The sequence below is a fragment of the Actinomyces sp. oral taxon 448 str. F0400 genome, from assembly GCF_000220835.1.
Classification (GTDB): domain Bacteria; phylum Actinomycetota; class Actinomycetes; order Actinomycetales; family Actinomycetaceae; genus Actinomyces.
The window spans coordinates 2,569,394-2,581,550 of record NZ_GL985606.1 but is presented as its reverse complement, the minus strand read 5'-3'; the positions used below and the strand labels follow the sequence as shown (position 1 = coordinate 2,581,550).

Annotated in this window: 9 protein-coding genes; 6 read left to right on the top strand and 3 right to left on the bottom strand. The window is 68.8% G+C overall.

The features are described from left to right. Positions 1-16: 16 nt before the first annotated feature. Together HMPREF9062_RS10880 and HMPREF9062_RS13700 are read left to right on the top strand one after the other, a co-directional pair. Positions 17-2,188: an acyltransferase family protein gene (locus tag HMPREF9062_RS10880; RefSeq protein WP_009750198.1), complete on the top strand. Its 2,172-nt coding sequence runs from the start codon at positions 17-19 to the stop codon at positions 2,186-2,188. A 141-nt stretch (positions 2,189-2,329) separates the two neighbouring features. Then, positions 2,330-4,750, top strand: a complete 2,421-nt coding sequence (locus HMPREF9062_RS13700; RefSeq protein ID WP_009750197.1) for an N-acetylmuramoyl-L-alanine amidase — start codon at positions 2,330-2,332, stop codon at positions 4,748-4,750. Between the two features lie 177 nt (positions 4,751-4,927). Here the strand turns inward: HMPREF9062_RS13700 and rfbB are convergent, their stop codons facing one another. Next, positions 4,928-5,923 carry a dTDP-glucose 4,6-dehydratase gene (gene rfbB, locus HMPREF9062_RS10870; RefSeq protein ID WP_034254994.1) on the bottom strand — a complete coding sequence of 332 codons (996 nt, stop codon included), beginning with the start codon at positions 5,921-5,923 and terminating at the stop codon, positions 4,928-4,930. A gap of 153 nt (positions 5,924-6,076) precedes the next feature. Here rfbB and HMPREF9062_RS10865 point away from each other — a divergent pair, with 153 nt between their 5' ends. Next, positions 6,077-6,802 carry a glycosyltransferase family 2 protein gene (locus HMPREF9062_RS10865; protein WP_009750195.1) on the top strand — a complete coding sequence of 242 codons (726 nt, stop codon included), beginning with the start codon at positions 6,077-6,079 and terminating at the stop codon, positions 6,800-6,802. 4 nt (positions 6,803-6,806) lie between these two features. After that, entirely contained in the window at positions 6,807-7,172 is a 366-nt protein-coding gene (locus tag HMPREF9062_RS10860) for a DUF2304 domain-containing protein (RefSeq protein ID WP_009750194.1), read from the top strand. Here the strand turns inward: HMPREF9062_RS10860 and HMPREF9062_RS10855 are convergent. Both HMPREF9062_RS10855 and HMPREF9062_RS10850 read right to left on the bottom strand, forming a co-directional pair. Then, positions 7,158-8,267: a glycosyltransferase family 2 protein gene (locus tag HMPREF9062_RS10855; RefSeq protein WP_009750193.1), complete on the bottom strand. Its 1,110-nt coding sequence runs from the start codon at positions 8,265-8,267 to the stop codon at positions 7,158-7,160. The genes HMPREF9062_RS10860 and HMPREF9062_RS10855 overlap by 15 nt on opposite strands. A 39-nt stretch (positions 8,268-8,306) precedes the next feature. Next, the gene (locus HMPREF9062_RS10850) at positions 8,307-9,638 is read right to left on the bottom strand and encodes a hypothetical protein (protein ID WP_009750192.1); all 1,332 of its coding nucleotides are present in this window, start codon (positions 9,636-9,638) and stop codon (positions 8,307-8,309) included. A gap of 183 nt (positions 9,639-9,821) precedes the next feature. Between HMPREF9062_RS10850 and HMPREF9062_RS10845 the strand changes: the two genes are divergently transcribed. Next, positions 9,822-10,703 (top strand): glycosyltransferase family 2 protein, encoded by an 882-nt coding sequence (locus HMPREF9062_RS10845; protein ID WP_009750191.1) that lies wholly within the window; start codon positions 9,822-9,824, stop codon positions 10,701-10,703. After that, entirely contained in the window at positions 10,700-12,154 is a 1,455-nt protein-coding gene (locus tag HMPREF9062_RS10840) for a sugar nucleotide-binding protein (RefSeq protein ID WP_009750190.1), read from the top strand. The genes HMPREF9062_RS10845 and HMPREF9062_RS10840 overlap by 4 nt, the downstream gene beginning before the upstream one ends. Positions 12,155-12,157 lie beyond the last annotated feature (3 nt).

Below are 12,157 nucleotides of genomic sequence, written 5' to 3'. Positions count from 1 at the left end.
GCGCGTGAGGATCATCATGTCCGTCACGACTGAGCGTCCGCAGGTCGGCGAGAAGCAGGTCTCTCCTCGCCCGCGGGGGATCTCGCATCCGCGGAGGGCCGCCGCGGGCGAGGGACGCGCGGCGGGTCCGCGCGGACTGACCAGGACCTGGCGGGAGGCCGCCCGTCGGCCGCGCCCTTCGGGGCGTCGTCGGCGCCTGGACATTCAGGGTCTGCGCGCCGTCTGCATGATCCAGGTGCTGGGCTTCCATGCCTGGAAGATCGGTTCGCCGATCGGCGTGGACGCGTTCATCATGATCTCGGCCTATCTCATGACGGGGGCCTTCGTGCGCCGGGCCGAGGCCGGGCGCACGCCCTGGTTCGTCGAGCGCTGGCTGCACACCTTCAAGCGCCTCATGCCGCCGCTGGTGGTCACCGTCGTGATCACGGTGACCGCCTCGCTGCTCATTCTGCCCCGCAACCAGTGGATCGAGGTGCTCGTCCAGGGCGCCGCCTCGGTGACTTACTGGCAGAACTGGCGTCTGGCGGCGGTCAGCGCCGACTACTTCGCGGACAACCACGCGGCCTCCTCACCGCTGCAGCACCTGTGGTCCATGTCGATGCAGGGGCAGGTCTTCCTGCTGTGGCCGGTCCTCATGGCGGTGTGCGCGGTGATCGCCTCGCGTACCCGCCGGTCGGTGCGTCGCGTGGTGACGATGGCCTTCGCGGTTCTGGCGGTGGCCTCGCTGACCTGGTTGGTCACTTCGGCGCCGACCGATGGCTCGGTCTACTTCGACACCCGCGCCCGGATCTGGGAGTTCGCTCTCGGATCGGCGATCGCCGCGGCCGCACCGCGTCTGCGGCCGCGCAACGTCTACGTGCGATGGTTGGGGTCGTGCCTGGGCCTGGGCGTCCTCGTGCTCTTCTGCCTGGTGAGCATCGGCGCCTACCCGGGTCCCGTGGCTGCGGTGCCCATGCTGGCGGTGGCGGCGATCCTCCTGTGCGACACCCCGCCGCGACTCGGCACCGTCTCGCGTCTGCTGTCCCGACGCCCCCTGGTCGCGCTCGGCGATCGCTCCTACGCCGTCTACCTGGTGCACTGGCCGCTACTCGTCCTGTACCTGGCCGCGACGCACCGGGACCGGCTCGACCTGGAGTCCGGGGTCGCCGCCATCGCCGTCGCCCTGGCGGTGGCTGCGGTGATGACGCGGTGCGTGGACCGGCCGGCCCAGGTGCTCCCGCGCTCGGGCCGCGGTCTGCGCGCGCAGGCGGTGATGGTGATCGTGAGCCTCGTGGCCGGGGCTCTCCCGTTGGGCGTGGCCGGAGCCGCCATCGCCTACCAGCGTCGTGCGGAGATCTCGCAGGCGGTCCAAGTGGGTGTCGATCCCGAGCATCCGGGCGCGCTCGCCCTGACCAACGGGCAGGCCTCCGACTGGACGTCGCCCCCGGTGCCGGGGCCGTTGACGGTGGACACCGAGTGGGCGGACCTGTCGGATACCAGGTGCGATGCCGCGGTGGCCGCGCTCGTCGAGTCGGAGAATTCCACATGCCGACGTCTTCCGTCCGCCTCCGGCCAGGGAGTGCGGGCCGTCGTCGTGGGGGACTCCCACATCGCTCAGAACGCTGTCCCGACGCTGCGCCTGCTCAACGAGGAGGACTGGGATGTCACGGCCTACCTCAAAGGGGCCTGCCCCTTCGCCCCGGACGGCTACTACAAGAACGACTGCCAGAAGCGCAACCGCGCTGCTCTGGCGCAGATCGAGGCGAACCCGCCGGACGTCGTCCTGCTCCAGACGACGGTCACGGCGGAGGACTCCCCGGCCGAGGTGCTGCGTCCCGGAATCACCGAGCTCGTGGAGCGGCTCACCAATGAGGGCATCACGGTTATCGGCCTGCGCGACAATCCGCGTTCGAACCAGAGCCTGTATGAGTGCGCCAGCGCCGTCGGTCCCCAGACCCTGGTCGGCGGGTGTCTGTTCCCCAAGAACGGGGCCATGGCCGACAATGATCCCGCGGAGTCCCTGGGGGCGATCCCCAACTTCCATGAGATCGACGTCAGCGACATGCTGTGCCCCGACGGCACATGCGGAACGATCATCGGCGACGTATTCGTCTACATCGACGACAACCACGTCTCGGCCACCTATTCGCGCACGATGGGGCCTGAGATCGCCTCCCGCATCAAGAGGGCCATGAGCATCGGGCAGTGAGATCGCCGATATCCACGGGTGAGGGATGAGACGGGGTGTGGGCGTGGGAGCGCACCGGGTAATCTCATCCATGGGATTCTGCTCGTCTACGCCTACCGGTACCAGATGCCCCGGTGCGTCGCCACACGCTGAAAGGACCGCATGCCGCCCCTCCGTTACGCAGGCCTCGGCGCCGTGACGGCGCTCGCCGCCGCGGCTCTCACCCCCGCCACCGTCGCCGCAGCCGGGCCGGATCCCGCCCAGGCGGCGTCGCCCGTTCAGATCCTCCAGCTCACGGACTCCGCCGGTCGGGCCACTGAGGCGGCCGAGGCCGGTGTGGACGGCGCCGAGCCGATGCAGTCGGCTTCGCCGGCCGCGTCGCCGGCGTCCTCCTCGGCCTCGCAGGACGCGGCGAACGGGGCGGGTACGTCCAACGGTCCTACGATCCTGCGGCCCGACGTCGTGCACGCCGACGGTGTCGCCGCGGAGGGCGATCTCGATCCTCAGACGGACGCCACCGTGCTCACCGACCCGCTCGACGTCGATCCCTTCCTGGTCGCCGGCTTCAGCTGGCAGGGTTCGAGCGAACTGCCCGAGGGCGTGGCGATCTACGTGCGCGTCCGTGAGGACGGCGTCTGGTCCGACTGGTACCGCGATGAGCCCAGTGCCGCCGGTCGTGATGACGGCGCCGGCGTCCCCGGCACCGAGGAGTTCATCACCGGCGGCGCCGATGCGGTCCAGGCCAGCGTCACCGGCAGTGACTCCGCGCTGCCCGCCGACCTCAGGCTCATTCTCGTTCCAGGCGAGCCGACCGGTGAGGAGGTCCTCGACGTCGCCGATCTCGAGACGGCTCCGGCCGGTCCCACCGCCGTGGCCCCCGACGTCGACACCGGTGCGGGACACACCCCGGCTCCCGCCGGCGGCGTGCAGGCGGACGACGCGTCCTACAGTCCGAGGACCGAGGGACCGGCCTTCGTGCCGACGCGGGGACGGGCCGGAACGGTCCCGGCCGCTGCGACTGCGGAGGGCCCGCCGGTGGCGATCACGAGCCGTTCCGAGTGGGGCGCGGATCCTGCGTACATGAGTTGGGATCCCCAGGACGCGGAGGCCCGCCACGTCATCGTGCACCACACCGTGGGGACCAACGACTACGACGCCGACCAGTCCGCTTCGATCGTGCGCGGCATCTACTACTACCACGCCGTCACACTCGGTTGGGGGGACATCGGCTACAACTTCCTGGTGGACAAGTACGGCACTGTCTTCGAGGGCCGTGACGGCACTCTCAGCGCCTCGCCGGGGACAATGACCGTCGGCGCCCACGCCTACGGCGCCAACACAGGAACCATGGGCATCTCCATGATGGGGACGTACACCTCCGTGAGCCCCTCGGACGCCCAGCTGACCAGTGTCGGCGCGGTCGCCGGATGGTTCCTGGACCGCGCCGGCGTGGACAGCGCCGTCGGCTCATCCCCCTTCACCTTCCATTCCACTCAGAAGTACTCGGCGGGGCAGACAGTCGATCTCGCTACGATCTCCGGCCACCGCGACGTCGGCCGTACCCTGTGCCCCGGTGATGTCGGCTACGCGAAGCTGGAGCAGATCCGTTCCATCGCGCAGGCGCAGCTCGGACATGCGAGTCGCTGGGTTCAGGAGGATGGCGTTTGGTACTACCGAGGCGCTGATGGCACGGCGGTCACCGGCTGGCTCTTCGACGGCGGGAGGTGGTACTGGCTCGATCCGGCCGACGGCGCCATGGCTACCGGCTGGGTCAGGGATGGCGGCTCCTGGTACTACCTGGGCACCGACGGCGCCATGGTCACCGGCTGGCTCTTCGACGGCGGGAGGTGGTACTGGCTCGATCCGGCCGACGGCGCCATGGCCACCGGCTGGGTCAGGGATGGTGACTCCTGGTACTACCTGGGCACCGACGGCGCCATGGTCACCGGCGTCGTTCTCATCGACGGGCGCTGGTCCGGGTTCACCGACACCGGCGTGTGGACCGGCTACACGACCGCGCCTCAACAGGGTCTGCGCGAGATCCTCGTGGGCCCCACGGCCGAGCGGGAGAGCCTGATCGAGACGATGACGTCGGTTTATGAGGACTCCGGCCGCACCTACCCGACTCAGGCGCTCGCGGCCGGCGGCGCGCCCACGCCCAGGGACTTCTTCACCATCCTGTACGACGAGGCGGTCGCGGAAGGGGTGAGTCCCGAACTGCTCTACGTCCAGGTGCTCAAGGAGACGGGCTGGCTGCAGTTCACCGGAGACGTGAAGGCGGATCAGTTCAACTTCGGCGGTCTGGGGACCACCGGGGACGCGATCGCGGGTGCGAGCTTCCCCGACGTGCGCACGGGGCTGCGCGCCCAGGTGCAGCACATGCGGGCCTACGCCGATCCGGACGTTTCCGCGGCCTCCCTCGCCAACCCGTTGGTGGATCCCCGGTTCGACTACGTGCGCAAAGGGTCGGCCCGCTACGTCCAGTACCTGGGGGCCCAGGAGAACCCGGACCGCACCGGTTGGGCGACGGCCCCCGGCTACGGGGACGACCTCGTGTCCATGATGGACCGGTACTTCGGCTGAGCTCGGCGACCGTATCCGCCCGATATTCGCGGCGCGAAGCCCGTTGATGATGGGGAGATGACGGCGGGGGGGGCGAGGAGCTCCGGGCCCGGGCCGGCCTTGATCCGCGATGATGCTGGGAGTGCTCGAGCGAGTCGGGATGTGTTCGTCCGAGGACAGCCGATCGCCGCCGGCCGCCTACTGCCCCTGAGCGGCGTACTTCGCCTCGACCTCCGCCTTGAGCGGACGCCACCAGGCCTCGTTGTTCCGGTACCAGTCGATCGTCGCCCGGAGCCCCGAGCGGAAATCGGTGTACTGCGGGGTCCAGCCGAGTTCAGTGACGAGCCTCCTGCTGTCGATGGCGTAACGCATATCGTGACCGGGCCGGTCGGCGACATGGTCGTAGTCGTGCGGGTCGCGGCCCATGAGGGACAGAATGAGTTCGACGACCTCCTTGTTGCTCTTCTCGCCGTCGGCGCCGATGAGGTAGGTTTCGCCGATGCGGCCCCGCTCGATGATGTCCCACACGGCGTTGTTGTGGTCGCGCACGTGGATCCAGTCGCGCACATTGCGCCCGGCGCCGTAGAGCCTGGGGCGCACGCCGTCGATGAGGTTGGTGATCTGGCGGGGGATGAACTTCTCGACGTGCTGGTAGGGACCGTAGTTGTTCGAGCAGTTCGAGATCGTGGCTTCCACGCCGAAGGAACGTACCCAGGCTCGTACGAGCAGGTCGGAGCCGGCCTTGGAGGAGGAGTAGGGCGAGGAAGGGTTGTACGGCGTCGTCGGGGTGAACTTGGCCGGATCGTCCAGGGCGAGATCGCCGTAGACCTCGTCGGTGGAGATGTGGTGGAGGCGGACCCTGTGGCGGCGCACCGCCTCCAGCAGGGTGAAGGTCCCCACGAGGTTGGTGCGGATGAAGGGGGACGGGTCCCGCAGCGAGTTGTCGTTGTGGGACTCGGCGGCGAAGTGGACGACGATGTCGGAGCGCGCCACGAGCGGGTCCACGACGTCGCCGTCGGCCACGTCCCCGACGACGAGCCGGATGCGCTCGTTCAGATCCGCCAGGGAGTCGGGGTTGCCCGCGTAGGTGAGTTTGTCGAGCACGGTCACATTCGCGTCCGGATGACGCAGGAGGCTCTCGTGAACGAAGTTGGCGCCGATGAAGCCGGCGCCGCCGGTGACGAGGATGTTCATGGACATGACGGCTCCGTGGTGCGTGAGGTGAGGGGCGCTGGTTCGCGTCGACCCGCGTGCATCATGCCACGCCCCGAATCCCGGGGAGGGCAGGCCCGCTCTTGATTCAGCCGGTAGAATCCTGACGATTCATCGCCCTTGTGAAGGAGAGTCATGGCGCCGCCAACGCATGACACGCTGGTCATCATCCCCGCCTGGAATGAGGCGGATGTGCTGAGCGGCGTTCTCCAGGAGGTGCTGGAGACGGTCGGCTCCTTCGCCGATGTAGTGGTCGTCTCGGACGGGTCGACCGACGGGACCGCAGACATCGCCCGATCCGTCGGGGTTCCGGTGCTGGACCTGTCGATCAACCTCGGCGTCGGCGGTGCGATGCGGGCGGGCTACTTGTACGCCCAGCGTCAAGGATACACGTACACCGTCCAGCTCGACGCCGACGGCCAGCATGCGCCTGAGGAGATCACGAGTCTTCTCCACGAGGCCGAGGAGGCCGGGGCGGATGTCGTCATCGGCGCGCGCTTCGCCGGCAAGGGGGACTACTCGGTCCGCGGCCCGCGCTGGTGGGCGATGCGGCTGTTGTCCTTCATTCTGTCCAGGGTGTGCGGGACCCGGCTGACCGACACGACTTCCGGTTTCAAACTCTCGGGGCGGCGGGCTATCGAACTTTTCGCCAGAGAGTATCCGGCCGAGTACCTCGGCGACACCATTGAGGCTCTCGTCGTCGCAGCGAGATCCAACCTGGTGGTGAGACAGGTTCCAGTGGCGATGAGACCCCGAGCGGGCGGGACCCCGTCGCAGAATCCGCTCAAGGCCGCGAAGTTCCTGGGACGGGCATTCGTGGCGCTCGGCATCTCCCTGACCCGTCCTACGCAGAGGAAGTGACCTCATGGAACGCACGTACTGGATCGGCCTCCTCTTCGCACTGATCGTCCTGCTCGCGGTGTTCTTCCGGATGCGGAATGCGGGCATGAAGGAGCGCTACGCGACGTGGTGGGTGGTCATCGTGGTGGGCACGACCATCGTGTCGCTGTTCCCCGGGCTGCTCAGTCTTCTGGCGGGCGCGCTGGGTGTCAGGGTCCCGTTGAACCTGGCATTCTTCGTGGCGGGCATCGTGATGATGCTCGTTTCGTTGCAGCTGAGCGTCGACGCCTCGCGGGCGGACGAGGAGCGGCGCAGGCTCGTCGAGGAGATCTCCATCCTCAATCTGCGTATCGAGGAGCTCGAGGCCGAGTCGCGCTCACACCGGCCGTGAGGGCTCCGGAGCCCCCGAGCAGTCGGGGCGCGCTCTCCGAGCGGTGCATCCGGTGCCGGTCGCCGCTGACGGGGCGGCCGCCCCGCTGCGCGCGTCATCCGACGAGGCGATGCCGTAGGCCCGCTCGACATATGCGCGGTAGAGGAACCGGTAGAGCCGGTGGTTCATCTTGAACAGGAGGGCCGCGGCCCCGACGGTCGGCCTGGCCCGCAGTGCTCGTGCGACATCGCTCCAGGAGATCCTCCTCCTGTACGCCTCGAGGTCCGACGTCGTCCCGAAGCCGTTCGACGCCATGACCTGCTGCGCATTGTTGAGGTAGGTCAGAGTCGTCGAGGTCGCCAGCGCGCGGCGCACCCGCGCGCCGTCGCGCATTCTGCGTGACGCCAGCGTCATCGCCGAGACCAGCCGGTCGGACTCGTCAACGGGTGTGATGTGCCCCCAGGTCAGGCCTCCGGCGTCCACCGTGTAGTCGTACAGGGGGTCCGTGATGACGATGAGGGTCCGCGCCCGGGTCAGCGTCTCCAGGACGACCAGCGCATCCTCGGCCCGCTTAATGTCCACGGCGAAGCGGACGTCGTCGAACAGGGACGCCCGGAACAGCTTGTCCCACACGTAGGGGGTCAGCGTGTCGGCGAGCAGCCGCAGCGCCGCCTCGTAGCCCGTCATGCGTCCCGGGCCGACGCGGATGCGCTCGCGCGGGGCGTCCCCGAGAGCGGTGATCCGGTGGGCGCACAGCGCTATGTCGGCATTCGCGTCCGACACCGCCCGGTGCATGGAGGTGAGGAAGTCGGGACGATAGGCGTCGTCGGAGTCGATGAATGAGATCCACTCGCCGCGGGCGGCTGCGAGCCCCTGATTGCGCACGGCCGACACGCCTCTGTTGACGGTGTTGTCGAACACCCGCACGCGGGCGTCGGGGTTGTCGGACAGGAACTGGGCGATGCGTTCGGAGGAGTCGTCGGGGGAGGCGTCGATCAGAATGAGGAGTTCGAAGTCCTCGTCGGTCTGAGCGAGGACGGAGCGGATCGCGTCGACGACCCGGCCGCCGGTGTTGTAGACGGGCATGATGATGGATGTTCGGGGCGTGTGCGTCATGGATCCTCCCGAGTGCGGTGCCGATTCGATGGTGTGACGTCATGGTTTTCCCGTGCTGGCGCGGACGATCGCGCACAGGTGGATGCAGATTCCGATCAGGGGGGCCAGTCCCAGCGCGAGCACTGCGCGGGGGCTGACGCCCAGTGGCGGTAACCGTAGAAGGAGAACGGCCGCGACCGCCGTCAGGATCCACCCGAGCGTGTAGGCCCGGTGGTTGTTGAGCGCGATCGTCGAGGCTCCCGTGAGAACCAGGGACGCCATGCTCACGGCGGCGAGGGTGAGGAGACCGAGCAGCAGCGGCGACGGGTCGTACTGGGGTCCGTAGATCGTCCGGATCAGCCACGGGCCGGCGCCCGCCACGGCGAGAGCGAGGACGAGGCCGACCCCTAGGAGGATGCCGAGGATCCTGGCCACGGTGGCCAGGCGGCGGGACGCCCGGGCGTCGGCGATGGTCGTGATGAGCACGCCCTGGAAGGCCTGGAGGGGGATCATGATCGGCGAGCGCGTGATGCTGACCGCCAGAATGACAATCGCCAGCTCGGCGGCATCCGCCCCGGGGGAGGTGATCTCCAGCAGGGTGGGGAATCCGGTGACGAGCACGGCCCAGGAGGCCGAGCTGACCATGGCCTGGAGGCTGAAGGACGTCAGCCGGGGCGGGCCGACGTCGGCGCGGGATCCGGCGAGCGTTCGGACCGTGGGGATCAGGAGGAGCAGGATCCACACCGCGGCGGGCGCGGCGGCGGCGGCCTCCAGTCCGATGAGGCTGGCGGTCAGGACGGCGATGACGAGCGTGAGCAGGAGTCGGAGCAGCGCCTCGGCCGCCATGAGGGTCGAGTAGAGGTTCCAGTGCCGGGTTCCGGCGAGCACCCCCGACAGCGACGCCTGGCCGGCGTACCCCCACACGCCGGCCGCGATGAGAACGATGGTCGGCGCACCGGTCGACGGGGTCAGCCGCGGTGCCCACGCCGGGGCCGCGGTCAGCGTGAGCAGACCGATGACTAGACCGATGAGCAGGGAGGTGGCGAGGATGCGGGCGCGGCGGGTCGGCTCATCGGCCGGGGCGAGGCGGCGGCCGGCCAGGGCGGCCCGGGTGGACTCGGTCTGAATGCCCGAGATCACGCCGAAGATGCCGAACATGAATCCCCAGAAGACCAGGAACTCCTTGTTCTGCTCGACGGTGAGAGTCCGGGCGGAGATCACGGTGATGAGCAGGCTCGATACCGCGGCGGTGATCGACGCCGCCATGATTCCCGCGGCGCGTCCCGCGGTGACGTCACCGCGGGGGGCGTCGCCCTCAACACCGGCGTCGCCCTCCACGTCATCACTCGCGTCGTCCCCGGCGAGGGTCGACGGTCTGCTTTCTTCCAGCACCCCGCCAGAGTAGGCGGAGGAAGGACGGATTTGACGAACGCGAGCTGTGGCGAAGCTGTGAATGAGGGCGTGATGCCGGTGGGCGTCCCGCTCCGACGGCGGACCGGCACCCGGGTTGCCGGAGTGGGACGGCCGGCGATGCTACCCTGGCCTGCGACGCACTGCTTCGCGGAAGGCCCTTTCATGACTGTTGACATCCTCTTCCCCTTCTACGGCGATGTGGCCATGATGAAGGAGGCTGTCAGGTCCGTCCTGCGTCAGACGAATCCCAACTGGCGGCTGATCGTCGTCGACGACGGCTACCCGGACGAGTCGATCCCCGGCTGGTTCGACTCTCTGAAGGACTCCCGTGTCACCTACATGCGCAACGAGACCAACCTCGGAGCCAACGGCAATTACCGCAAGTGCCTGACCTTCGTGGAGAATCCGCTCGTGCAGGTCATGGGGGCCGACGACGTCATGCTTCCCAACTACGTCGATTGGCTCGTCGGGGCGGGCGCGCGTCACCCGGACGCGACCATCTTCCAACCGGGCGTCTTCGTGATCGACGAGCACGGTGCGCCGTCCCACACTCTGGTCGAGAGGATCAAGGGCTTCTACATGCCCTCCAAGAAGGTCCCTCAGGTTCTGCGCGGCGAGACGCTCGCGATCTCGATCCTGCGCGGCGACTGGCTCTACTTCCCATCGCTGGCCTGGCGGGCGGAGACGATCCTCGGCATCGGCTTCCGGGAGGGCTATGACGTGGTCCAGGACATGGCGCTCGTATGCGACGTCGCCATGAAGGGCGGCGGCCTGCTCTACGATCCGATCGCCGCCTTCCTCTACCGCCGCCATTCGGGCTCCGATTCCTCCTGGCGCGCCCTGGAGGGCACCAGGTTCGATGAGGAGCGCCGGTTCTTCCTCCAGATGGCCGCCGAGATGGACCGACTCGGCTGGAAGCGCGCCGCGCGCGTCGCCCGTCTTCACGTCTCCTCGCGCCTGCATGCGGGGTCCCTCCTCCCCAAGGCCGCCCTGACCGGGAACTGGGCCGGGGTGAAGAACCTGGGGCGCCACGTCGTCGCATGATCGCCGCATCCGCTTCCCCGAGGCCGGGGCCCTTGGCCGTCCGGTCGACGCCGATCCCCGGCTTCCTGCGCCTGGACCTGACCGTTCACGGGGACAACCGCGGGTGGTTCAAGGAGAACTGGCAGCGCGAGAAGATGATGGCCCTCGGCCTGCCGGATTTCGGCCCCGTTCAGAACAACATCTCCTTCAATGATGAGGTCGGCGTGACCCGCGGTATTCACGCCGAGCCGTGGGACAAGTTCATCTCGGTGGCCACCGGCCGCGTCTTCGGCGCCTGGGTCGACCTGCGCGAGGGTTCTTCCTTCGGGACGGTCTACACCACGGTGATCGACCCGTCAGTGGCCGTCTACGTGCCGGCGGGCGTGGGCAACGCCTATCAGACGCTCGAACCGGCTACGGCCTACACCTACCTCGTCAACGATCATTGGTCGCCCGACGGCGACTACACCTTCCTCAACCTCGCCGATGAGACCGCGGCCATCCCGTGGCCGATTCCGCTGGATGACGCGATCGTGTCCGACAAGGACCGGACCCACCCCCGCCTGAGGGATGTGACGCCCGTTTCCGCGACCTCCCGGTTCGGGGGCGGGGGGCAGGGACGACGCGTGCTGGTCACCGGTGCGAACGGCCAGCTGGGCCGGGAGCTCCTGGCCCGCCTGCCGAGGGCGGGATTCACCGCTACCGGCGTCGATCTGCCCGACGTCGACATCTCGGAGGCGGCCGCCGTGGCCGCCATCGACTGGTCGGCTCACGACGTCGTCGTCAACGCCGCCGCGTGGACCGATGTCGACGGCGCCGAAACGCCCGAGGGGCGTCGCCTGGCCTGGCGGGCCAACGCCACGGGGCCCGCCAATCTCGCCCGCGAGGCGGTCCGCCACGATCTGACTCTCGTGCACATTTCCAGCGAGTACACCTTCGACGGCACCATCGAGCCTCATACCGAGGACGAGGCCCCCAGCCCCCTGGGCGTTTACGGCCAGTCCAAGGCCGGCGGCGACGCCGCCGTCGAGGCCGTCCCCGAGCACTACCTTGTGCGCACCAGCTGGGTGGTCGGTGACGGGGGGAACTTCGTGCGCACCATGGCCTCGCTCGCCGGGCGCGGCGCCGCCCCGAGCGTCGTGGCGGATCAGACCGGTCGTCTGACTTTCACGGTCGACCTGGCCGCCGGCATCATCCACCTGCTGTCCGCGGGCGCCGAGTACGGCACCTACAACATTTCCGGTCGGGGCCCGGTCGTCTCCTGGTGCGATGTGGCCGGGCGCGTCTACGAGCTCCTCGGACACCGCCCCGACGAGGTGTCCCCGGTCACCACCGCCGAGTATTTTGCCGGCCGGGAGGGCGTCGCGCCCCGGCCCCTGCACTCCGCTCTGGACTTGTCCAAGATCGAGGCGGCCGGGTTCATCCCCGGCGACTCCATGGAGCGGCTGGAATCCTACGTGCGCGCGCTGTAATAC